Source organism: Janthinobacterium rivuli (genome assembly GCF_009208735.1).
Lineage (GTDB): Bacteria > Pseudomonadota > Gammaproteobacteria > Burkholderiales > Burkholderiaceae_D > Janthinobacterium.
In genome coordinates this window covers 18809-43095 of the sequence record NZ_WFLJ01000012.1, presented here as the reverse complement: position 1 = coordinate 43095, position 24287 = coordinate 18809, and the positions used below count along the sequence as shown (strand labels likewise).

General features: G+C 67.1%; 11 protein-coding genes. 5 read left to right on the top strand and 6 right to left on the bottom strand.

Annotated features, from left to right (window positions below; all coding sequences use genetic code 11):
• Nucleotides 1-4 precede the first annotated feature (4 nt).
• The 6 genes from GCN78_RS17195 to GCN78_RS17170 form a co-directional block, all read right to left on the bottom strand.
• A complete protein-coding gene (locus tag GCN78_RS17195) occupies nt 5-1795 on the bottom strand; it encodes a DUF2341 domain-containing protein (RefSeq protein ID WP_152252781.1) in 1791 nt (596 codons plus the stop codon).
• 56 nt (nt 1796-1851) lie between these two features.
• Nucleotides 1852-3489, bottom strand: coding sequence for a ShlB/FhaC/HecB family hemolysin secretion/activation protein (locus tag GCN78_RS17190; RefSeq protein ID WP_193316769.1), 1638 nt, complete (start codon nt 3487-3489; stop codon nt 1852-1854).
• Between the two features lie 146 nt (nt 3490-3635).
• On the bottom strand, nt 3636-17273 hold the full coding sequence (locus tag GCN78_RS17185) for a filamentous haemagglutinin family protein (protein ID WP_152252780.1): 13638 nt from the start codon (nt 17271-17273) through the stop codon (nt 3636-3638).
• 180 nt (nt 17274-17453) lie between these two features.
• The gene (locus GCN78_RS17180) at nt 17454-18401 is read right to left on the bottom strand and encodes a FecR family protein (RefSeq protein ID WP_152252779.1); all 948 of its coding nucleotides are present in this window, start codon (nt 18399-18401) and stop codon (nt 17454-17456) included.
• Nucleotides 18394-18951, bottom strand: coding sequence for an RNA polymerase sigma factor (locus GCN78_RS17175; protein ID WP_152252778.1), 558 nt, complete (start codon nt 18949-18951; stop codon nt 18394-18396). Before GCN78_RS17175 ends, GCN78_RS17180 begins: the two co-directional genes overlap by 8 nt.
• Before the next feature lies 1 nt (nt 18952).
• Nucleotides 18953-19678: a secretin and TonB N-terminal domain-containing protein gene (locus GCN78_RS17170; RefSeq protein WP_152252777.1), complete on the bottom strand. Its 726-nt coding sequence runs from the start codon at nt 19676-19678 to the stop codon at nt 18953-18955.
• Between the two features lie 194 nt (nt 19679-19872).
• Between GCN78_RS17170 and GCN78_RS17165 the strand changes: the two genes are divergently transcribed.
• From GCN78_RS17165 to GCN78_RS17145, 5 genes are all read left to right on the top strand, one after another.
• The gene (locus tag GCN78_RS17165; RefSeq protein ID WP_152252776.1) at nt 19873-20238 is read left to right on the top strand and encodes a hypothetical protein; all 366 of its coding nucleotides are present in this window, start codon (nt 19873-19875) and stop codon (nt 20236-20238) included.
• A gap of 94 nt (nt 20239-20332) precedes the next feature.
• The gene (locus tag GCN78_RS17160) at nt 20333-22681 is read left to right on the top strand and encodes a Tex family protein (protein ID WP_152252775.1); all 2349 of its coding nucleotides are present in this window, start codon (nt 20333-20335) and stop codon (nt 22679-22681) included.
• Between the two features lie 4 nt (nt 22682-22685).
• Nucleotides 22686-23156, top strand: coding sequence for a GNAT family N-acetyltransferase (locus GCN78_RS17155; protein ID WP_226939681.1), 471 nt, complete (start codon nt 22686-22688; stop codon nt 23154-23156).
• 105 nt (nt 23157-23261) lie between these two features.
• Nucleotides 23262-23573: a Grx4 family monothiol glutaredoxin gene (gene grxD, locus GCN78_RS17150; RefSeq protein ID WP_034753766.1), complete on the top strand. Its 312-nt coding sequence runs from the start codon at nt 23262-23264 to the stop codon at nt 23571-23573.
• Entirely contained in the window at nt 23566-24180 is a 615-nt protein-coding gene (locus GCN78_RS17145; RefSeq protein WP_152252774.1) for a UbiX family flavin prenyltransferase, read from the top strand. Before grxD ends, GCN78_RS17145 begins: the two co-directional genes overlap by 8 nt.
• Nucleotides 24181-24287 lie beyond the last annotated feature (107 nt).

Here is a 24287-nt window from a genome sequence, read left to right as displayed (position 1 = left end):
CCCCTCACGCCTGATGCAGCGCGGGACGCATCTGGCGTCCGTCGCCCTGCTCTTCCGCCAGACGCGTGGCGAATTCATCGACGAAGACGGCCATGTCGGCGACGATGGCGTCCGAACGCGAGGACAGCCAGTTGTAGCCGAACAGGGCGGGAATCGCCACGCCCAGGCCCGCCGCCGTACACAGCAGCGCTGCCGCCATGCCCGGCGCCACCGAGTTGATGTCCACGGCGCCGGCCATGGCCGCCACGACGAACACCAGCATGATGCCGATCACGGTGCCGAACAGGCCAACGTATGGCGCGCCTTCGATGGTGGTGGAGAGCCAGATCATGCGTTTCGACATGCGCTCGCTTTCGCGCACCATCACGCCATCCATGGCGGCGCGGATGGCGCCGATGGTCGCGTTGGACACGGCGTTCAGGTCGTAGCCGCGGTCGTGGCGGCGGCGCATCTCGTCGATGGCCACGTCGTACAGGCGCCACAGCGAGGAATCCGTCTTCACGGAAGCGCTCAGCTTGCCGTTGCGCGCCAGGTGGTCCAGCGGCGCGCCGGCCGCTTCGTGGAACGACTGCATGAATTGCGCATTCGCGCGCGAGATGGCGCCATAGCTGCGGCCCTTGCCGATCATGATGATCCACGACAAGACCATCATCAGGCCCAGCACGCCGACGACGATCCACGCGTCGAGCGGCATGGCGGCGATGATGAATCCGAAATGGCTTTTGCCGGCCTGCTGTTCATCGGCGCCAAACACGGCCAGGCGCGATTCGGAACCTTGCGAGACGGCGTCGGCCAGCAGCAGGGCATCGGGACGGGCCGTGCGCGACAGGCGCAGCTCGTCGATGGCGCCCGTGAAGTTGTTCAGGGTGGCGGTGCCGGTGGCGACCGGCGGCGCATCGGCACCCACCGAAGCGGCGCTGGTGAATGCCGGCAGCGCGGTGGCCAGCGACACGGCCGGACGGCCGCCCACGTACAGGGCCACGTTGGCCTTGTCGGCCTTGACGGCCAGGTGCGACCATTGCGCGGCCTGGATCGGCTGGCCCGGCTTGCTGCGCTGGCCATTCACCTGCACGAAGGGCACGCCCTGGTCGACGCCGATCAGCAATTCATTGGCGCCGTCGCGGCGCGCATACAGCACTTGCTGCGGGCCCAGGTTGTCGGGACGCACCCAGGCGGAAAAGGTGAACGGCGCGCCGGCGGCCAGCGCCAGCGAAGGCGAGGCCGGCAGCATCAATGGCGCCGTACCCAGGCGGGCGCCGGCGCCGATGACGGAACCGTCCAGCGCCGGCACGGCCGTCTGGGCATGGTTGCCGTAGGCGGTGCTGTCGCGCGAGGGTACGCCAGGCTCGGTGAAGTGGTACACGAGGCTGTAATCGGGGTCGAAGGTACGCTGGCCGTTGCCGGACGCGGGCGCCTTCGGATTGCCGTAGTACATCCACAGCTGCTGCGGCGTACCGGCCGTCAGTGCCGGCACGTCGACCCAGATCAGGGCGATGCCCAGCAGCGGGTTGAATTGCTCGATCTGGTGGTTCAGCACCGTCTTGTCGTCGCCCGCCACGAAGCGCAGGTCGGCGCCATTGTCGCTGACGCCTTCGAAGTTGAAGTTACCCGAATGCAAGCGCAGCAGCACGGGAATACGGCCAGGATCGCCGCCCACGGCGCCCGCCTTCGGGCCGGCGTCGACGGTGACGGGTTTGCGGTAAGCCCAGTCGGGCTGCCACCAGGCATGCGCCAGGCCGGGAACGAGCGTGCCCAGGATCGTGAGCAAGAATAAGAGACGTCGAAAACGTTGCATGACAGTGATTCTCCGAAGAAAAGTCTAAAAAAGTGCAGTGCTGGTGAGCTGGCCCGTCAGTAGCTGGCCGACAGGTTGAAATTGATGCGGCGCACGTGTTTGTGCGTGCGCGGGCCATCGCGCAGCGGGTAAGCGAAATCGATGCGGCCGTTCAGGTAGCGCAGGAACTGGAAGCTGCTGCCCACGCCCACGGACGCCAGGCCGAACAGGTCTTTCTGCTCGATCATCGGGTCGCGCAGGCGCAGGCGCGCGCCATCGGCGAAGGCAAACAGGCGCCAGTTTTCCAGGCGGCTGAAATACGTCAGCTGGGGCGTGCGCCATTCGACGGTGCCGGAAATGCCATAGTCGCCCGTCGCTTCGGCCGACAGGTAGCCGCGCACGGAATTGGCGCCGCCGGCGGCCATCTGCTCGCCCGACACGAGCGCCGCGTCGGCCAGCTGGCCCGACATGCGGCCATGCAGCTGCGCGCCGCTGCCCAGGGTGTAGGTGGCGTTGGCGTCGCCCTTCAGCACGAGGAAGCTGGGCGAAGCCTTGTAGCGCTTGTTGTCATAGGCGGCGCTGTCGCTGCCGTAGCCGAACGAAGCGCGCGTGCCGGCCACCAGCGACAGGCCCAGGCCGTACGTCGCCGCATCCGTCTGCGCAAAGCCGTTATACGACACGCTCAGGGGCACGTACTTGAGCGGAATATTGCTGCCCGTGCCATTGAGCTTCAAGGCTTCCTGGTTATCCTTGAAATCGATGCCGGCAGAAAAGCTGTGCCACCAGATGCCGCTGTTGGGCACCGTGTAGTTGACTTTCATGCCCAGCGCGTGGCCCTTGCCCAGCACGCTGGTGCCGCCCGTGCTGGCCACGTTGCTGTTCGACTGGTAGCCGGTCGCTTCCACGCTCCAGCCCTGCGTGCCGATGGGCGCCACGTACGAGGCGGACCACACCTTGGTCTGGTTCAGGTCGCCCGGCGTGCCGAAAAAGCTGATGGTGGCGCTATGCCCCATCTGCCACAGGTTGTCGTGACCGACCGACATACTGGTGCGCAATTTTTTGGTATCGGCGCTGTAATCGTTGTTCAAGCCGACGCTGGCGCGCCACGGGCTGCTGTCATCCACTTTCAAGTCCACGTCCATGGTGCCGGGCAGGCTGCCCTGCTTGACCAGCGGCATCACCTGGCGCTTGGGTCCCCGGTTCAAGGCCGTCAGTTCCACTTGCGCCTGCGTAAAGTCGGGCACCTTGCCTTCCGTCAGGGCCGGCACTTGCTGGCGCACGTCGAGCGGCGAGTTGTATTGCGCACCGACGACGCGCAAGCGTCCCACCTTCGTTTCGCTCACCTGCAGCACCACCACGCCCTGCTCCACTTGCTGCTCCGGCAAGTCCACATAGACGGACTGGTAGCCGCGCGCTTGATAGGCAGCAACGAGGGCGTCGCGCGCCCCTTCCACGTCCTTCAGGGTGCGGCCCGGCCCCAGGAAGGGCGTGACCGCCTCTTCGATGGCACGCGCATCGAGCACGGTATTGCCGCGCACCAGGTATTCCTCGATCGTCACCTGCCGTTCCGGTGCGGCCACGGGAGCGGCCGCCGGGACCGCGTCCTGCGCGCGCGCCATGCCGGGCAACGCCAGCATGGCCAGGCACAGCATCGTCAAGGCGGTCGCGGGTACCGCGGGTGCCGCCCCCTTGCCCTGTTTTGTCATCTCACGCATCTTCCATTCACCTTAAAATCAAACGGTTGCCCTGTGTTGCGGCGCTGGGCCGGCGTTTTTTTGTTGCTAATGCTGATCTACTGATGCCTAGACAGCCGCCGCGCGCGGCGACTGCCGAATGTCATCAAATGTTCATAAAACTCCGCTCAAGGCTGTAAACCGCGCCGCTCGTTCGGCGTGAGCGCTTGCAGCTGCGGCGCCGTCAACGGCCCCGCCCCCAGCACCTGCACCACGCCGGCCGGCTGGTAGCTGGACGCCTGCGGTTCGCCGCCCTGGTGCTTGCCAACACCGGCTTCGTCCGCCTGCTCGTTGCCAAAGCCCAGCACCTTCACCGTGAACAGCGACGGCTGCGCCTGGCGGGTGGCGGCCCGTTCGCGCTGCAGCACGTCCTGCGCCGCCGTCACGGCTTGCGAGGCGGCCGCGCTGGCGTTGCTGAGCGCACCCACGTTCACCGAGGCGATAGTTGGCACGCCCGTAGCCTTGCCCTGTACCTGGATGTTTTCCGCATTGACCACCTGCAAGGCCGCCAGGTTGACGTTGCCCGAGACGCGGATGCCCGCCTCGCCCGCGTCGATGGTGCCCAGCGGGGCGATCAGGTCGATGTCGCCAGGCGGCACCTCCGGGATCGGGTTCAGGGTGGCGATGCCGGCGCCCGTCGTCGGCGTGCTCGGCGACAGGCTGACGAGGCCGATGCTGTCGTATGCGCGGCGCTGCGGCGTGTAGACGACGGTGGACTTGGTGCCGCGGCCCGCATTGATGTCCCCCGCGGCCGACCAGGCCAGGATGTTGCCGCCGAAGGTGGTGAAGATGCGGCTCTGGCCCAGCAGGATGCTGTCTTTCGCATACATCTGGATGTCGCCCTGTCCCTGCGTCAGCACGCCCGAACCTTCGCCCGGCGCATAGCCGCCGTCGACGCCGATCAGCGCGCGGCCGCCCGGCACCGTGATGCCGATGTCGCCGCCGAAATCCGTGTGGATGCCCGCATCGTTGACGGTCACGTAAGGCACGTTATAGTCGGGACGGCCCGCTTCGGCCCACTCTTGCGGACTCAGGTAGCGCACGCCCGCGACCGGCCGCTTGGTGAACACGCCGCCGTAGCCGCTGACCGTGTACAGCGCGCTGCTGAACATCGTCAGGTCGCCCTTGTACTCGATCTTCTTGCCCGCCTTGTCCTGCGCGGGGAAGAGGGTGGCGATGGCTTCGCGGCCGCGCAGGTAGCTGCCGCGGCGCACGCCGTCCGGATCGTTGTACTCGCGTCCGGCCGCCTTCAGCTCGGCAAAGTAGATATTGCTCAGGTACACCTGCTGCTGTTCCTTCGGCAAGGCGGCAAAGAAGCTGCGCGCATCGGTGGCCGGGTCGTAGCGGATGCCCAGGCCGCTGTCGCCGCCAAAGCGCGTCGTCAGCCAGTTCACCAGGTGCAACTGGCTGACCTGCGCGTATTCGCGCGCCAGGTCGCGCCGCACGCCGCCCGTTTGCTGGCCGGCCTTTTCCAGTTCCACCTGTTTCGTGCCGAGGAAGGCGGCAGCGCCCGCCTCGTCGCCTTTGTAGCCGAACTGGCCGCGCAGCCAGTCGGCCAGGGTCAGCTTGCCGCCGTAGACATACACGGCGCTGCCGGCCTGGTCGGCCAGCGGACGGCCCGGGTCGGCCAGCTTGGCCGGGTCCAGGTAGCGCGCCGCGAAGGCCGCATAGTCGGGGCCATTGCGCCCCACGCCGGCGGCCACGGCGATGCCGGCGCCATTGCCGCGCTCGCCGGGACCGGCGCTGACGATGGAACCGAGGCTGCGCAGCTCGCCCTTGTCGGCCATGTACAGGTCGCGTCCGGCGCTCACATTGAGCTGGCCGGGCCCCGCCACATAGAAGGTGCTGTAGCGGATATCGCGCCCGGCGCTGACGACGGAAACGTCATCGGCATGGCGGTGCACGAACAGGTTGCCGCGCGCGGAAGAGCCGCCCGAGACGACCGGCTTGTCCGGAAAATCGGGCCGGCCGACAAAGGCCTGGCTGGTCCATCCGGCCGCGCCGTCCGGCACGCCCTCGACGCTGCCGAGCGGCGTGCCCGAGTTGACGATATCGCGTCCGGCGCGCACGGCCACGGCGCCGCCGCCCTCGTACCACAGGCCCAACGCGCCGCCGACGCCCTTCAGGTTGCCCCGGTACACGATGCCGCCCGTGCGCAGACCGACGATGTCGCCGCTGTTGGCATAGAAATGCGCGGGCAGCTGGCCTGCCGGCACATAGTCGGACACCGTCGGCGGCGTCATGCTGAACAGCGGATACAGTTGTTGCCCGGCATCGCTGGCACCGTTCGAGGTCAAGCCGAACCATTTCAGCGCACCGGGCGCCAGCGCATTCGCGCTGACGTTGTGCAGCGGTAGCAGGCCGTACCAGACTTGATCCAGGGCGCCGACAAAGCCCGGATTGAACGGGTTCGGCAGCAGGCGCGGGTCGGCGCCCGATGGCGTGATCGGATAGCCGGCCGCATGGATGGAATCGGCGGCCAGCATTTCCAGCTGGCCCGTGCCCGTCTTGACAAATTGCGGCGCCACCGGCGACGGCGCCAGGATCACGCCGTTTTGCGGCATGTCGACCCTGCCGCCCTCGCCCAACCGGCCCAGGCTGGCATTGCCGTAGTACAAGCTGCCGCTGGCGGCCACGGCGCGCAGCACGGACGGCATGACGAAGCGTGCATCCGTCGGCGCGTGGTTGTCACCGATCGTCGCATTGATCCAGGACGAGGTGGGCGTCAAGTTGCCGCCCGCGCTGAACAGGTCGATGGCGGTGGCCGGCGTCCACAGCGAGAACCAGCTCCAGCCTTCGCCGGTGCGCGCCACGCCCTGGTAGTTGAACGGCGAACCGTTGCCCAGCTGCTTCACACGGCCCGCATCGGCCGTGCCGCCCAGCACCAGGTCGCCGCGCGCATCGATGCGCACGCCGCTGTCGCCCGGCACCAGGACAGGTCCGCCGCTGGCAATCGCCGTGCCCGCCGTATAGGTTTCGTACGGCCGCGATTCCGTCGGATCGGCACGGTCGAAACGCAGTTCGACGCCGCCCACGGCGCCCGCCTCCATGCGCAGCGCGCCACGCAGGTTGGTGAAGGTGCTGTTGAGCGTGGGATACTGGCGCTCGAAGCGCGTATCGGCATTCGCGAAGTCGCCGTTGCGGTCGAAACTGCGCACCGCGGCAACCGGATTGAGGCCGCCGCCGATGCGGATGTCGAGGTCGCCCCCGCCCGTCAGCAGCAACTTGCCGTCCGGCGTCACCCTGCCCGTGCTGCCCACGGCCACGTTCAGGCCCTGGCTGCGCGGCGCGAATTCGCCGGCCGGATCGGCGCGCGAGGTCAGCATGCCGGCGTCGCCGCCCGCCTGCAGCAGCACATTGCCGCCGCCCAGGGTGCCGATGCCCGTAAAGCCCGACAGCACCGGCAAACCGGCAAACAGGTCGGGACCTTCGGGGCGCGCGACGTAGGTGCCGAAATTGATCCACCACGCCGTCGGCACGCCCGCGCCCGTGCTGCCGCTGCCCTGGCGCCACAGCCAGCTGCCGATATCGCTGGTATCCTGCTGTGCGTTGAGGAAACCGATGGCATCCTCGCGGCGTTGCGTGGAGGTGCCCAGGGTATCGCCCTTGACGTCGCCCTGGGTGCGCAGCAGCAGATTGCCGCCGTGCTCGGGATACCAGGCGCGGTACAGGCTCTGGCTACCGCCATCGACAAACGCTGTAAAGTCCTTGCCCAGCGCACCGAGCAACTGGCCCTTGGCGTTCAGGCCGCGCGGCAAGTTGAACAGATCCTTGCCATCGACCAGCGGCGAGGCCGACTGCGTGCCCGCCGTGTAGACGCCATACAGCGAACGCATGTCGAAGTCGCCCGCGGCCAGCAAGTCGAGGTCGCCCGTGCCCGTGCGCAGCACGCTGAACAGGGGCTGGCGCGCCGGCGCCACAGTCGTCACGTAGTCGGGCGGCGTGCCGTCGGCCACCTTGATCACCAGGTAGCCATAGCTTTCCAGCATGTTTGCCTCGTCGCCAAACCAGCTGATGTCAACCTCGCCTTCCGGCCATCCTTCGGCAATCGCCGCCTCGCTGAAAATATATTTGTTTGGCAGACCCGTGCCCGGCACGACGGATTTCACCGTGCCCATGCCGTAATGCGTATCGGCCAGCATCAGATGCGCGTCCTTCGCATGCGGCCGCAGCGCGCGCGTGTCGGCCGCGGCCGTATCGGCGCCGCCCACCAGGCGCAGCGACCACGCTTGCGAACCCGGGGCCAGCATGGGCGCCAGCGCCAGGTTGCGGCCCTGGCTGCCGCTGCCATCCTCGCTGCGCAGCGCCACCATGGTCGCGTCGCCAGGCAGCTTGACCAGCGTGCCGGCTGGCAGCACGCTGCCCTTGTCCAGCGCCAGCGCGGAGGCCAGCACCACGCCATTGACGGAATTGACGCTATCGCCCGTGTCGCGCGGTTGGCCTTCCGGGAAGGGCAAGGCCACATTCGCCGGCCACACCATGGCCGCCACCTTGGCCGCGCCAGGCAGGCGCAGGCCGGCATCGAGCTGCATGCCACTGGATAAGGTCAGCGCCTTCGGCAAGACGGTGCCGGCCGCGTACAGCACGCTGCCATCGGCATTGCGCACGGCGCCGCCCAGTACGCTGCCTGCTGGCAAGTTCAACTCCGCCGTCAAGGTGGCGCGCGCCGCCAGCAAGGTGCCGCTGCGCAACTCCATGGCTTTCATCGGCACGTCGAAATTGACGCTCGTACCCGATTTGAAATACGTGTCCTCGGCCAGGGTCACCAGGTTCGCGGCGGGCACGACGACCTCGCCGCCCCACGGCAAGCGGCCCTTCACCAGCTGCCAGCCCTTGTCGTCCGACGTGACCGGCAGCTTGCTGGTATCGAAACCATCGGTGATGCTGCCAAAGACGCTGAGCTTGCCACCGGCGCGCAGCACCAGCGCACCGGCCTCGCCCGAGCCGTACACGCCGCTCAGACGCGCCAGCGGATTGACGCCGTCGTAGCGGTGGCCGGACAGGTCGATATCGCCATCGATATGCAGGTCGCCGCCCGGCGTGGCGCTGACGATCTCGACGCCGGGACGCAGGTGGAAGGCGTTCGCATCGCCGCGCAAGCCGCGCAATTTGCTGTTCATCAAGTTGCCGTTCGCCAGCGCATTGACCATGAAGGCCTGGCTGTCCCCGTGCTTCTCGCCCAGGTAAGCCTGGTTGATGCTCTGGTAGCTGCGGCCGTCCGCATCCTTGCCGGCGCCGGCCGGGGCATCCTTGTATTGCCAGAAGGCGTTGACGTTGACGGTGCGCGCGCCGGCGATGTTCAGCGCGCCGGCCGCATCGATGTCGATATCGTCGCCCGTGGCGCCGCCCAGGCGGCGCGCGTTCAGGTCGATGCTGCCGTAGTTGCCGCCCTTGTCTCCGCTGCGCAGGTCGAAGCGCGCGCCGTTTTCCAGGGTCAGGCGGCCGCCAGGCGACGCCAGTTCGATCACGGCGCGGTTCGGCGCCTCGATCACCTGGCCATAGCTGTCCGTGCGCAGCAGCGTGCCGTGCGCGTCGAGCACGGCGCCGGACCGGATGGTGACGCCGTCGCGGCCGGCCAGGCGGATGCTGCCCACCTGTTCGCCGCTGGCGTCGATGCGGCCGTTCACCGTCAGCGCGCCGCCATCGACGGACACGCTCACTTCGCGCGCCTTGAGCTCGTCGCCGATGGTCAAATTGCCCTGTTTGAGCTGGAAGCTGCGGCTGCCGTACACCTTGCCCGTGTTCAGGCGCTGGTTCAGGCCGGCGAAGTCGCCAACATGTTGGGCGCGAATCTCCACGCCGCCTGCCGCGTAGGCTACCTGGGTGCCGCCCGCGTCATAGCTGCCGCTGGCGCCGCCCAGCAAGGTGCCGCGCAAATCGACGCTGCCGGCCGCGTCACCGGTGGCTGTCGCGCTCAGCTTGCCGGCGCGGTTGTTCACGGCCGACACGTCGATCACGGAAGCGGCCGCCTGGCGCACATCGCCTTCGCGGCTGTCGAGGATCACGTCGCCGCCCCAGCTGTACTTGCTCGTGTCGTAGAAATCGATCTTGCGCCCCGCCAGGTCCAGCTTGGCCTTGTCGCCCAGCAGCACATCGCGCTCGGCCGACAGGGTCAATTTTCCGCTTGGCAAGACCACCGACGTATCCACGCTGACATTGTTGCCACTCAGCGCCACTTCGGCGCCCAGGGCGCCGGCCAGCGCCGCATTCGTCGGCGTGGTGGCGGCCGCGCCTGCCGGTGCGCTCACCTTCAGGTCGCCGCCCGCCGTGATACGGTTGACGGAGCCGGCCGCGCCCGTCAGCAGCGGCGTATTGATCAGCAAATCGCCGCCGCTGTAGCGGTAGCCATTGGTGGCCGTATCCCACGCGCTTTGCGACTGGTAGACGGACAGGCTGCCCTTGTTGTTGGCCGTCAACTGTTCGCTGGCATTGAGCGCCACCTGGCCGAAGCCCAGCACCAGGCGGTCCAGTTTGTGGATGGTGTCGGGACGGCTGTCCGGCGTGAAACCAAACTCGATGCGCTTGGCATCGACCTGCAGGCGGCCGCTGCCCGTGCCGGGGCCCGCCGTGACGACGGCGCCGGGCGCGTTCGTCGCGCCCTGCCACACGAGGGTGTCCGTGTGGATGCGCGCCAGCGCGTCCGCGCCGCCATAGCCGTAGATGGCCGGTGTATTGAGCACTAGGCGCGACAACGACGACTTGCCCGTGGCCGCATCGATGGTCGACAGCTGCGACGAATCATAGAAGTTGAAGGAGTTGCGCGCCGTCAAGCCCAGGCTTTCCAGCGCCGGTGCGCCCGTGCCGGTGTCGCCGCGCAGCAGGCGGTCGAGCACGCCCTGGTTCAGCGCCAGGCCGTCCGGCAGGGCGCCGCGGGCGCTGGCGTCCGCCAGGGACGCCTCGCTGCCGACATTGATCGCCCCCATCGCCAGCACCAGGTTGCGCGTACCGTAGCGCACGTTGTCGCGCAGCGTAAACGCGCGCTCCGTCACGGCGGCGATGGTGCCCTCCGAATACAGCGAGGTGCTGCCGCCGCAGGCGCCGTCCGCCTTCTTGCAGGCGCCGATATCGATGATGCCGGGGCCATACGATTCGGACGATGGCGCGGCGGCCGGCAGCATGTCCAGCCAGCCGTTCGAGACGGCCAGCACGCTGCCCATGGGCAGGTACGCATAGCCGTCGCGCGAGTCCCAGGCCGCCTTGCCGCGGCCCAGCGTATTGATGCCGGAACCCTGCTCGAGGATGATGCCGTCGTCTTTTCTCGCCGTCACCAGGAACACTTCGGCCGCCTTCAGCACGGCGCCGTCGCGCAGCACGATGCCGCCCGCCGATTCGTTGATGGCGGCGATATTGGCGCGCTGGTTGCTGCCCGTGGCGAAATCGCTGTAGGTCACGCGCGGCATGCCGCCGATGCCCACGCGCTGGGCGCCGAAGGCATTGATCTGCGACGCGTGCACAGAGACGCCATTGAAATCGGCCAGCGGCGCCGTGCCGTCGGCCAGCACTTCGTAGCGCGTCGATGCGTGGTTTCCCGTGCCCAGCAGCAGGGAGCCGCCGAAGCCGCCCTCGGCCGGCGCGTACAGGGCGCTGCCATCCATCATCAATGGCGTATGGTTATTCTCGACGCTGTGCAGGGACGGAGCGATCAGTTGCAGCCGCACGCCCTTGGCGTCGCGTTCGAGCATGGCGCGCGGCACGCCGTCGCGCGTGGCTTGCGCCACGGCGAAGGCGGCATAGCCCGTTTCATTGTATTGCGAATAGCTGCGCAGCACGTCGGCCGGCGTCAGGATGGCTTGCTGCGCCACCACGTCGCGGAACGCCGTGCCCGCCACGCCCGTCTGCGCCGCGGTGGCAAACGAGCCATTGCGCATGGCGATCGTGCCGCCTGTCTCGACGGCGCCGGCCAGGCCATTCAATTCCACGCGGAATGCACCGGGCAGCAGGGCGAAAGTCGATGGCAGCAAGGTGTAGGTGCCGGCCGCCAGGCCGGGCACGCCCGCGGCTATGGTGATCTGGCGTCCCACGGCGGGCTTGCCCGCGCCCTGCTCGGCCGTCAAAGGCGCCACGTCCGGCTGGACGCCGGGAATGATGGCGTACACGGGATTGGTGTTCAGGCCGGGCAGGGTGAAGCCGCCATTCGGCTTCATCTGCACCAGCGGATTGAGGCGCGCATCGGTGGAGCCGCCGCGTCCGGCCAGGAAGGCCGCGCCCGTCAAGGTGCCGCCGCCTGACAGGTCGAGCACGGCGCCGGCCTGCACGTCGACGGCGGCGCCCGTCAAGGCGATCTCGGGGCCGTTGCCCACGCCCTTGAACACGACGTCGTTGCCGTCATACAGGTAGCTGAGGCCATCGAGCGTGCCGCCGTACGGCATCGTCAAGCCTTTCGCGCTGACGGACGTCAGGCTGCCTGGCAACAGATTGACATGGCCCGTATTGGCTTCATAGCCTTCGGCGCCCAGGTTGATCTGGCCCAGCGGCGCGCGCAGCACGCCATGCTGGTTGATGGTGGGTGCGACCAGGCTCAGGGTGCCGAACACGGAGAACGGCTGGTTCGGCGTGGCGCTGCCGGTGCTGCGCTCGATATTCAGGGTGCGCAGCGGATCGAGCGTGACGCGGATATTCCCATATTCGTCGATGGCGCTGCTCTGGCCCACCGTGACCATGCCGCTGTCGCCCGTGGCCGGGTAGATTTGCGCGGCCACCAGGGTGGCATTGCCCGGCTGGTACAGGGCGGCGCTATTCGACAGGCGCATGTCGCCGCGGCTGTTGAGGGTCAGCTGCTCGAAGGCATCGCGTTCGACCACCAGGTCGGCGCCGCTGCTCTGCGCGATGGTGCCGCGCGTACCCATGTTGACCTCGCCCGCGATATCGAGCATGCCCGCATCGATCTGCAGCAGGGAATCCTCGGCCACCAGCGGCACGCCCAGCATGCCGCGTCCCCTGCCCAGGTTTTTCGAGCCTTTCACGGCATTGGGCACGATGTAGTCGTCCTTCTGCGCACGCACGGCCGTGCCCAGGCGCACGTACGGCGCAGCCAGATGCACCTGGCTGGCAAGGCTGCTCGCCTTGTCCTGGCCATCGAGCAAAGGCTGCTGCGCCAGCCCCAGCGAGGTGGCGCTCAGGCGCAGGCTCTGGCCCAGCGACAGCTTGACGTCGCCGTCAAAACCGAGCATGCCATTCACATGCAGGGCCAGGTTGTCGAAGCCGCCCGCCTGCACGCGATCGGCGCCCAGGCGCGCGCTGCCGTAGCGCAGCGCCGCATCCTGCTGGCCGGCGCGCAAGTCGACGGGCAAGGCGCTCTCGCCCTGCACCTGCGCCAGCAGCATTTCGCGCGGCACGCGCACCACGTTGTCCACGTTGCCGCCTTGCAAGTTGTAGCGGTCGACCTTGCCATAATTGGGCGTGTCCAGCGCCAGCGCCAGGGTGCCGCCGGCCGCACCGGCGCCTCCGGCCGCGGCGCGCAGGGTGCCGTCGGCAAAGATGCCGTTGTACGAACTGAGCGAAATCAAGCCGCCATTGCCCGCCACGTTGACGGCGCCCTGGTTCGGTAAGTCCAGTGCGGCTTGCGCGCCGCTGGCGTCGAGCAGGGCGCCAGGACGCACGACGACAAAGGCATCGGCCGCGTCGACGCTGGCGGCGTCAGCCTTGTAGCGGGCGCCGATTTCAATGCTGCCGCCCTGGTCGGCGCGGCCGTAGCGCCCGCCCCGCATGTCGGTGGCGACCGTGGCGCGGCCGGCGACATCGAGCACGGCCTTGTCGCCGATCCAGATCGACGTCGCTTGTCCTTTGCCGTTCGGCAAGTCCACATCATTGCCCGTGCCAAACGTGCCCGGCAGGATGGCGATCTTGCCGCCCCAGGCGTCCAGCCGCCCATCGACGGTGATCTGGTCATTGCCCGTCAGGCTGATCTGGCGGCCCGGATCGACCTTGATGACGGCGCCTTGGGCCACCGCCAGGGCGCCCTTCACGTGCGGGCTGCCGGCCGTCAGCGACAGGTTGGCGCCGGCGCGCTGCGTCAGACGGGCCTTGCGCGCATCTTCCTGGTACAGCTCCGGCGTCCACAGTTCCAGCGCGGCGCCCGGATCGGTGCCGCCCGCCACCGTATGGCCCGTGGCGGGATTGAAGCGCAACACGGGCATGGTGACGTCGATATGCGCATCCTTGACCACCGCGACGCCATCGCGGCCCGTGATGGCGTAATCGGCAAAGCCGCTCTGGAACAGGCTCGCGTCCAGCGCCAGCAGCGGCTTGACGGCCGCGTCGCGCCCCAGCACGATGCCGGCCGGCAGCACCAGACCAGGCGGCGCACGCAATTCTTCGGTGGCGATGCTGCCCGCCGCGTACTGCGTCGTCACCGGTACGATAGGCAAACCCTGCGGAAAGGCCGCCGCCGACACCACGAAGCCGGCATTCAGGCCATTGATGACCGTCAGCACGCTACCGGCTGGCACGATGGAGCCCTCCCATACATACGTCGCGTTGTTGATGACGACGTGCGCGCCAGGCGGCAACAGCAGGTCGGCTCCCAGCACCAGCGGTTTTTGCACCGACACATCCACCACCACGGGTTTGCTCAAGGCCTGGCCCGGCTTGATCACGCTGGTGGTCAAGGTGAAAGCCAGGGGGATCGTCTCGCCCTTGGCGATCAGCAATTCATCGGCCAGGCGCAGGGCCAACGGCGAACTGCTGCCACCTGGCAACACATCGCCATCGAGCAGCTGGCCGCCGATGCTGACGGCCGCGCCGCTGTCGATCACCAGGCGACCGCCGCCCTTCACCCCATGGCCGCGCAATTCGCCATCGAGCTTGAGCATGGCGCCCGTCGGCGCCTTCTCCGTCGGCAGATCGACCGCCAGGGTGATGTCGCCGCCGCGCCCGCCCTGCAGGCTGCCATTGCCCATCAGGGCCGCGCCGGACGAGACGTCGATGACGCTGCCGCGCGTCAGGTCGATGCCGCCCGAGCTCTTCAAGGTGACCTTGCCGCCATTCACATACGGCAAGCCGGCGACGGCGCCCGGATCGAGTTCCAGGTTGCTCCACAGGCCGCGCGCATCGAGGCGTACGCCGGGCGCCACGCGCACGCCGGCCTTTCCCGTGGGACGGTTGTCCGGCACCAGCTTGCCATCGGCCCATACCGCGCCCGCATTCGCCAGGTAGCGCGAGACGATGTCGCCGGCGGCGATGCTGCCGCCGCGCGCGCTCACGTTCGCTTTCAGCGCCACGTCGGTGGCGTGCAGGGCGATGTCGCCGCCATCGGCCACGCGCACGTCGGCATTGACGTCGAGTTTGTCGTAGGCATAGATATTCAGCGCGCCCAATTCCAGCCCGTTGAGCCAGTCGGCATCGAGCTGCAAGGTCTGGCTGCGCGCGGCCGGCAAGGCGGCGTCCAGCAGCTGGCCATCGGCGATGCCGGCCACCTTGCCGATTTGCACCTTATCCAGCACGGCTTGCGGGCTGTCGCGCAGCTGACCCGTCTTGGTATCGAAGACGGGTGTCATTTTGCCGACGATCAGTTGACCGGCGCGCGCCGCCGCCGTCTGCGCCTGCTTGTAGCCATCCACGCCGTCATCGCGCTTGCGCTGCTGGCGCTCGCCCTGGAACACGGACGTATCGATATCGCCTTCCAGCACGGCCGCGCCCGTGGAAACGATCAGGCGGCCCGCATCGCGGCCCACCGTATAGCCGTTTTCCAGGCGTTCGCGCGGGCCGATCAGGGCATTCGCATAGGTTTCCGTCGTATTCGCGCCCCAGCGCGCATGCGTGCTTTCATAGCCGCGGTACAAACCCGTGTACAGATTGTCGCCCGGCGCCGTGCTGAGCTTGTACATCGCGCCATCGGCGCCCTTCAGCCACGTCTGCTTGACCATGCCCGTCTGCACGTCCAGCGAGCCGCCGGCGATATTGATGCGCGAACCGGCCTGCGTCACCACTTCGCCGCCGCCAAAGCCGACAGTGCCGCCCTGGGCCGCCCATTCGCCGACGCCGTGGCCGCTGGTGTTCAGGTAACCGCTCACTTCCAGCAAGCCGCCGGCCGTGTACCAGCGGTCCGTGGCGTAGCCATTCGTGCCGGCCGGCACCAGCACCAGGTCGCGGCGGTCGACCCACACGTCGCTGTTGTTCAGGTATTTGGCGTCGCGGCTGCCGGGCGCGTCGCGCTGCTCGTTGCCCTGCACGTTGATCAGCACATTGTTGCTGCTCATGTCGACCTTCACGCCGACGGCGCCGGAGACGTCGATGGCGGCATCGCGCGCCACGTGGCTGCGGCGGGCCGCGTCGACCAGCACCTGGCCGCCCGTGGCGAGGGTCAGCGAATCGCCTTCGAACTCCACGTTGCCGGCCGAAACGATGCGCACCAGCGACTGGTCGCGCCGGTCCAGCGGCGTGTCCGTTCCCTTGCCCGTGTCTTTCAGCAGGGTGTCGCGCTGCACATCGAGCGCCGTGGCGCCGTTATCGTCGATCAGAATGGCGCTGACGCTGCCGCGTCCCATGGTGACCTTGGCGTCGTCGCCCGCCGCCGCCAGGTGAATGGCGCCGCGTCCGTTGACGGAGGTGCTCGACAGCAGCACGCCGTCCTGGCGCAGCGTGTTGCCGCTCAGCGTGATGTCGCCGCCGGCCGACTGGATCAAGCCGCTGTTGACGACGGCGCCGGCGTCGCTGCCGGCCACGCGCAGCATCCCGACTTCATTGCCGCGCGTGCTCGAATACTGGTTCTTGTCCGTGCCCTGGCCCGGGCGCACGACGATGGCGTCGCCGGCGGCCAGGGTCGTCTGGCCATTCGGCGTGGTGATGGCACCCGCGTTGTCGACGCCGCGGCCGGCCAGCAGCACATAGCCGCCGCCTTCCGTCACCGTCTGCGGCTTGCGCGTGTCGATGCGCGCGCCGGCGGCGACGACGACATCGCCCTCGGCCTTGCCATGTTTGAAGGTATTCTGGTCAAGTAACAAGTCATTCGCAAAGGTCGGCACGGCGCCCGTGCCCTGCGCCTTGCCGTACAGGCCGCTCTTGAACTGGCTGTCGCTCATGCCCATGGCGGCGGCCGCCAGATTGCGCGTATCGACCTGGCTGCTGCCCGTAAACACGATGCCGTTGCGGTTGACGATCATCACCGTGCCATCGGCCTTGATCTGGCCCTGGATCTGGCTGGGGCGCGCCAGCGGATCATTGACGCGGTTCAACACGGACCAGTTCGATTTCTGGTCGAACTGCAAGGTGGTGTTCTTGCCGACGTTAAAACTTTCCCAGTTCAGTATCGCCTTGTCGTCCGTCTGCACGACCTTCACGACGGTCTTGCCGTCGGCCTGGGTCTGCACCGGTCCCTGGGCATTGAGCCAGCCGGCCGTCAAGCTGTTGCTGTCGACCTGCAAGCCGCCCTTGACCAGGCCATCGGGGGCGCCGCCCGCCGCCAGCGCCGCCTGGCGCGCGGCCGCCTGCACCGCCTGCTCGGCGGCGATGCCGCGCGCGGCCAGCAACAGGTTATTCAGCGATTGCTGCAGCTTGCCTTCCGCCTTCTGCTGCTGCAGCAAAGGATTGTTCAGCGAGGTGGCTGGCTGGCCGTTCGGCAAGCGTCCCGTGCTGGCGGCCGTGCCCTGCTGCGCGCCCTTGCCGGCAAACCAGGCGCCGCTGAACGGCTGCTGCGCCTGCGCGCCGCCCGCCTGCAGCAGCATGGCGATGGCCAGCGCCAGCGGTTTCAGGCGCACCGGGTGACCGGTCCGGTTGCCCGCCATGGCGGAGGAGGATGCGTGTTTCGTGACCGACTTGCTTCGCTGCATGGCGACATTCCCTTTTCATGTTCCGTTGCTGACCGATATCGCGAGGCGGCGCGCGGCACGCACGGGGCGGGCGGCAGGCACTGATTCGCGGCTTCCAGCAGCATTGACAGGGAACAAGGTCCGGGACTGCAAAAGGTCATGAAAATGTCATAATTGGCGAGATGCCATCGGCGTGCATCGCTAGCCAAACAGCACGATGCCGCCCGGCAGCCGCGTCACGCGCGCGCCATATGCATCCTGGATCAGGGCGATCACGTCGTCGAGGCGGTCGAGCGAAAAGCTGGCCTGTACGCGCGTGTGTTTCAAGGCGTCGCCATTGAGGATCAGCTTGCCGGGACGGTAGCGGTTCACTTCATCCACCACCTCGGCCAGGGTGCTTTGTTTAAATACCAGCAGGCGCTGGCGCCACGCACTGACGTCGCTTTTTATCACCGCGCGGGCGATGCCGAAATGCTCGGGCCAGTAGCGCAATTGCTGGCCGGCCGCCAGCTCCGCATCGTTGCCGGCCTGCGCCACGCGCAGGCGGCCCGCCAGGCAGGTCACGCATACTTCCTGGCCGAACAGGCGGATATTGAAACGCGCGCTGCCGGCCGACACCATGCCGTCGCCCGCCTGCACGCGCACGCGCGCCGCGCCGCGCGCGCCGGCCTGGAATTCCGCCTCGCCCGCCAGCAGCACCAGCGCCGTGGCGCCATCCTGCGGGGGCGCCGCGTCGAGGCGCGTCTGCGTATTCATCTGCACCAGCACGCCGCCGTCGAGCGCCACTTCGCGCTGCTCGCCCGTGCCCGTGGCATAGTCGGCGGCCAGGCCCGCCACGGCCGGCCACAGGTCCGTGGGCGGGCGCAGCACCAGCAAGCCCAGCGAGGCCGCCACGGCGCCACCGAGCCAGGCGCGCCGCGCCATGCTGACAGGCGCCTGCGCCCGCTTGACGGCGCGCGCGGCCGGCGCCATGGCGCCCCACACGGCGCGCGCCTCGGCAAACGCGTTGGCATGCTTGCGGCTGCGTGCGCACCAGTGGCGAAACACTTGCGCATCGCGCTCGCTGACCTGGCCCGAGGCCAGGCGCACGACCCACGCCTGCGCTTCCTTCTGGATGACACCCATGTCGTCTTCCGCTTGTTCAATCATGATGTTTAGACGTTTTTCCCGCGCCGGGACCGAAGCGCTGAATGAAATCGCGTCCCATGCGCTCGCAGCAATGTTCGAGTCCCGCGCGCAATTCCTTCTCCACCGTGCGGGCGGAAATGCCGAAGCGCTCGGCGATGTCGCGGTGCGGCAACTGGTCGACGCGGGCGGCGATGACGATGGCGCGCCGGCGTTTCGGCAACTCGTGCAAGGCCCGCTCCAGTTCTTCCAGTTCGGCGCGCGCGCTGTAGGTGCGGGCCGGGTCGGCCAGTTCATCGGCCATCTCGTACAGGTCGTCGATGTCAGGCAGGCTGAGCAGGCGCGCATTGTCGCGGCGTTGATCTTCCGCAATGTTGATGGCGATGCGCATCAGGTAGGCGGACGGGTAGCTGATCGCCTCGGGCGCGTTCATCCGTTCCACGCGCAAATACGTTTCATGCAGCGCATCGTTGGCCAGGTCTTCCGAACCCAGACGGCGCTGCAAGTGGCGGCGAAACTGTCCGTAGCGTTCCAGGAACAGCTTGCGCAAGGTGGTTTTGAGTAATTCCGGCATGTCAGGGCGCCCCGGCCAGGCGGTAGGGCGCGCAATCGGCGCCCGGGTCGGGCCGCGGCGTCAGTAAAATCGTCAGCGGCTGCGGCAAGCCCGCAGGCGGCGCGCCATCCATCAGCAGGCTGCGCAAGCGCTGCAGCACGGCGCGGTCGCGCTGTTCCACGCCGCTCGCTTCGAGCACGTGCACGGCGCGCACCTTGCCCCGCTCATCGAGCCACAACTGGAAGGCCAGGCGGTAGCGGCCGAACGCGTCCGGATGCAAGCGGCACAGGGCGCGCGTGAGCGAGCGCTGCAGGATGGCCGCATACCCCTGCAACGGTGGCGCGGCGGGGACGGCCTCGGCCGGCACGGGCGCCGGCGCCACGGGGGCGTCGGCCAGCGCCAGCAAGGTGAACGCATTGCTGCCGCTGAAGCGCGCGCCCAATTGGGTGCCGACGAGCAGGCGCTGCAGCGCTTCGGCCGGCGTGTAGTCGCCACGCACGGGGGCCGCCACTCTCCCGGCCGCCAACTGGCTGCTGACCAGCACGGAATACCCGGTCACTTCGCCAAACGCCACCAGGGCCGCGTCGAGCGGCTGGGCGGGCAAGTCGAAGCGCAGGGTCGCGTGCGCGCTGGCATCCGCACCGTCCGCGCCCGCAGCCGGCCGCACGAATGTCATCAATGTCATCAGCAAACAGGCGGACAAGGCCAGGGCATTGCCCGTTGCGGTGCGGCGGTGGGTTCGTGTCATTTTCCAGGGAAATCAACGAAAAGAGCCTGCTTATGAAGTGTCTTGACTGCAATGTTGTCTGCAGAATGGCAAGATGGTAGCTTCGTAAAATGACAACTGCATGACATTGCGCATGCGCGGGCACGCGTGCGTGTCATCACCGCGACATAGGACCTTGCTATGCTGGCAGCCTGTTCACCGCTCCGGGAGCCGCCATGGCACGCCTGTTATCACTGTTGCTGTTGGCCTGCGCCGCCCTGCCCGCGCAGGCGGACGAGCACACCGTCGTCGTGCAGGCCGCCGCGCCGCAAAAAGGCTGCGTGGAAGTGGAAGTCAATGGCCAGCGCGCTCCATCGATGTCTTGCTTGAATGAAAAATTATTGCCAATTAGCAACACATTGAACCGCCAGCCACCGGCCCTGTCCGGCGCGGAAGCGATCGTGCAGCGCCCGTCGAACCAGCTGGGCCTGTACAACCGCGCCGCCCTCGAACACCGCATGGGCAATGCCTTTGGCAAATCCGTCACGCCGCAGAGACCGGCGCCGGCGCCGCCCGCCAGCCCGCTACTGCCGCCGCGTTGACGCTGTTGTCAACGCACAGTCCATTTGCGCTGTCAAGATTGCGCAATCGCGCCGATTGCGTATCATTCCAGGCTTGATCGCTCTGGAAACAACCATGCTGCCCACTATCGAACAACGTCTTGCCCTTGAACTTGCCGCCAAACCGGTGCAGGTTGCCGCCGCCATCGAACTGCTCGACGAAGGCGCCACCGTGCCCTTCATCGCCCGTTACCGCAAGGAAGCGACCGGCGGCCTCGACGATATCCAGTTGCGCCTGCTCGAAGAGCGTTTGCGCTACCTGCGCGAACTGGAAGAGCGACGCGCCGCCATCGTGGCGTCGATCACGGAACAGAACAAGATGACGCCCGAGCTGCTCGACGCCGTCATGCACGCGGAAGACAAGACACGCCTGGAAGATTTGTATCTGCCGTACAAGCAAAAGCGCCGCACGAAGGCGCAGATCGCCATCGAAGCGGGCTTGATGCCGCTGGCCGACGGCTTGCTGGAGAACCCGGAACTGACGCCGGAAATGGAGGCGGGCAAGTTCCTGCGCGAACCGTTCACGAGTGCCGACGGCAACAACCCGGGCGTGGCCGACACCAAGGCGGCCCTCGACGGTGCGCGCCAGATCCTGATGGAGCGTTTCGCCGAAGATGCAACGTTGCTGCAAACCTTGCGCGAATACGTGCAGGAACACGGCATCGTCGAATCGAAAGTGGTGGAAGGCAAGCAGGACGAAGGCGAAAAATTCGCCGATTATTTCGATTACTCGGAAACCATTTCCACCGTGCCATCTCACCGCGCGCTGGCCCTGCTGCGCGGCCGCCGCGAAGGCATCCTTGACGTCACCCTGCGCCTGGATACGGAAGCGGAAAAACCGAAATGGGATGCGCCGCACAACCCATGCGAAGGCCGCATCGCCGCCCGCTTCGGCATCAAGCAACAGGGCCGTCCGGCCGACAAATGGCTGGCCGATACGGCGCGCTGGACGTGGCGCGTGAAAAGCTTCATGCACCTGGAAACGGAACTGATGGGCGCGCTGCGCGAACGCTCGGAACTCGACGCCATCAATGTCTTCGCCACCAATCTGAAAGCGCTGCTGCTGGCCGCGCCGGCCGGCCAGCGCGCCACCATGGGCCTCGATCCTGGCCTGCGCACGGGCGTCAAGGTCGCCGTGGTCGATGCCACGGGTAAAGTGGTCGACACGGCCGTGATCTACCCGCACCAGCCGAAGAACGACTGGGACGGTTCCTTGCACACGCTGGGCCGCCTGGCCGCCAAGCACAATGTGTCCTTGATTTCCATCGGCAACGGCACGGCCTCGCGCGAGACGGATAAACTGGCGCAGGACCTGATCAAGCAGCATCCGGAAGCGAAGATGACGAAGATCGTCGTCTCGGAAGCGGGCGCGTCGGTGTATTCGGCGTCCGAATTCGCCTCGAAAGAATTGCCGGACATGGATGTGTCGCTGCGCGGCGCCGTCTCGATCGCGCGCCGCCTGCAAGACCCGCTGGCCGAGCTGGTGAAAATCGACCCGAAATCGATCGGCGTGGGTCAGTACCAGCATGACGTGAGTCAAAGCCAGCTGGCCCGCTCGCTCGATGCCGTGGTGGAAGATTGCGTGAATGCCGTCGGCGTGGACGTGAACACGGCGTCGGCGCCGCTGCTGGCGCGCGTCTCCGGCCTGTCGGCCAGCGTGGCGCAAAGCATCGTCACCTACCGCGACATGAAGGGCGCGTTCACCTCGCGCGCGGCCTTGAAAGCCGTGCCGCGCCTGGGCGACAAAACGTACGAACAGGCGGCCGGCTTCCTGCGCGTGATGGGCGGCGAGAACCCGCTGGACGCCTCGGCCGTCCACCCGGAATCCTACCCGCTGGTGGAAAAGATCCTGGCCGATATCAAGAAGGATATCAAGGCCGTCATCGGCGAAACGGCCCTGCTGAAAACTTTAAGCCCGGCAAAATATGCGGATGAAACGTTTGGCGTGCCAACCATTTCCGACATCTTGAAGGAACTGGAAAAGCCGGGCCGCGACCCGCGTCCGGAATTTACCACCGCCACCTTCAAGGAAGGCGTGGAAGAAATCCGCGACTTGCGCCCGGACATGATCCTCGAGGGCGTGGTCACCAACGTGGCCGCCTTTGGCGCCTTCGTCGACATCGGCGTGCACCAGGATGGCCTCGTGCACATCTCGGCCCTGTCGAACACCTTCGTGAAAGACCCGCACACGGTGGTCAAAGCGGGACAAGTCGTGCGCGTCAAAGTGCTGGAAGTCGATGAAAAGCGCAAGCGCATCGCGCTGACCATGCGTTTGACGGATAGCGCGCCGCAGGCGGGCAGCAAACCGGAACAGCGTGGCGACCGCAACGACCGCCGCAGCATGGCGCAGCACCAGTCGCAGTCGCGCAACGCACCGGAACCGGCCGGCAGCATGGCCGCCGCGTTCGCCAAGCTGCGCGGTTAAGTTAGTGGCCGCCAGGCAGGACCTTGTCATCCTGGCGGCGGACGCGGCCGGCCCGGATGCGCAGTTGCTGCTCGACGCATTGTCGGAAGCATTGCTGCGCATCAACGGCGACAGCGGCCGCTCCTCGTTCGACGTCGAAGCGGCCACGCCGCGCGGCGGCTTTTATATTGCCCGCGATGGCACCGGTGACCTGCTGGGCTGCGCCGCCCTGCGGCCGCTGGGCGAGCCGGACAGCGCCACGGCGGAGCTCAAGCGCATGTATGCGCGCCCGGGCAGTACTGGCGTGGGCGCGGCCCTGCTGGCCCATGTGGAAGCGCAGGCGCGTGGGCATGGCTATCAGGCCCTGTACCTGTCCACCCGCGTGGCGAATGCCCGCGCGGTGGCCTTTTATGCCAGGCACGGCTATGCACCCGTCGTTGCCTGGGGAAAATACGTGGGCGCCGCACAATCGACCTGCCTGGGCAAGCAGTTATAAACTCCAACGTGGCTGACTTGCCCGATTTATGACTTGAGCGCATACCCGTGCCGTCGTTTTCTTATAAAATGACGGCATCTATTTATTTACCCATCAGAGGCAGCTATGAGCGACGTACAAACCTGGATCAAAGAAACCGTGACGAACACGCCAGTCGTGCTGTTCATGAAGGGCACGGCCCAGTTCCCGCAGTGCGGCTTTTCCGGCCGCGCCATCCAGATCCTGAAAGCGTGCGGCGTGGAAAACATCGCCACTGTCAACGTGCTGGATGACCCGGAAGTGCGCCAAGGCATCAAGGACTACTCGAACTGGCCAACCATTCCGCAGCTGTATGTCAAAGGCGAGTTCATCGGTGGTTCCGATATCATGAATGAAATGTTTGAATCGGGCGAACTGAAATCCCTGCTCGATGCCTGATAGTCAACAGCAGCGGCCGCGCCGTATCGTCGTGGCCATCACGGGCGCCACGGGCGCCGTGTATGGCTTGCGGCTGCTGCAATTGCTCGCCGCCATCCCCGGCGTCGAGACGCATCTGGTCTTGTCGGATGCGGCCGTACTGACCCTGCACCAGGAAACGGGCGTGGGGCGCAAGAACATCGAAGCGCAGGCGCACGTGGTGCACAAGCTGCGCGACATCGGCGCGAGCATCGCCAGCGGCTCGTTTCAATCGGATGGCATGGTCATCGCGCCATGCTCGATGAAGACCTTGGCGGCCGTGGCGCATGGCTTGTCGGATAATTTGATCACGCGGGCGGCCGACGTGGTGCTCAAGGAGCGCCGCCGCCTGATCCTGATGGTGCGCGAAACGCCGTTCAACCTGGCGCACCTGCGCAACATGACGGCCGTCACCGAAATGGGCGGCATCATCTTCCCGCCATTACCGAGCTTCTATCACCACCCGCAGAGCATCGCGCAGATGGTCGACCATACTGTGGCGCGCGTCATCGACCTGCTCGGCATCGAGCACGCCCTGGCGCCGCGGTGGAATGGTTTGAAAGCCTCAGACCAGTCAGCAACAAACTAACAGACTACATCACCAACTACGCACGTCACGATGCCTGACAAAAGCGTAGCGAGCGGAAGGAAGAGGTGGCCGAGAAGCACAACCGTGCTCTAGCACGGGGGCGCCGA

Bases quoted from the DNA above. Each gene is read 5' to 3' on its own strand.
- GCN78_RS17195 (WP_152252781.1), bottom strand. From the start codon at position 1,795: ATGCAACGTTTTCGACGTCTCTTATTCTTGCTCACGATCCTGGGCACG.
- GCN78_RS17190 (WP_193316769.1), bottom strand. From the start codon at position 3,489: ATGCGTGAGATGACAAAACAGGGCAAGGGGGCGGCACCCGCGGTACCC.
- GCN78_RS17185 (WP_152252780.1), bottom strand. From the start codon at position 17,273: ATGCAGCGAAGCAAGTCGGTCACGAAACACGCATCCTCCTCCGCCATG.
- GCN78_RS17180 (WP_152252779.1), bottom strand. From the start codon at position 18,401: ATGATTGAACAAGCGGAAGACGACATGGGTGTCATCCAGAAGGAAGCG.
- GCN78_RS17175 (WP_152252778.1), bottom strand. From the start codon at position 18,951: ATGCCGGAATTACTCAAAACCACCTTGCGCAAGCTGTTCCTGGAACGC.
- GCN78_RS17170 (WP_152252777.1), bottom strand. From the start codon at position 19,678: ATGACACGAACCCACCGCCGCACCGCAACGGGCAATGCCCTGGCCTTG.
- GCN78_RS17165 (WP_152252776.1), top strand. From the start codon at position 19,873: ATGGCACGCCTGTTATCACTGTTGCTGTTGGCCTGCGCCGCCCTGCCC.
- GCN78_RS17160 (WP_152252775.1), top strand. From the start codon at position 20,333: ATGCTGCCCACTATCGAACAACGTCTTGCCCTTGAACTTGCCGCCAAA.
- grxD (WP_034753766.1), top strand. From the start codon at position 23,262: ATGAGCGACGTACAAACCTGGATCAAAGAAACCGTGACGAACACGCCA.
- GCN78_RS17145 (WP_152252774.1), top strand. From the start codon at position 23,566: ATGCCTGATAGTCAACAGCAGCGGCCGCGCCGTATCGTCGTGGCCATC.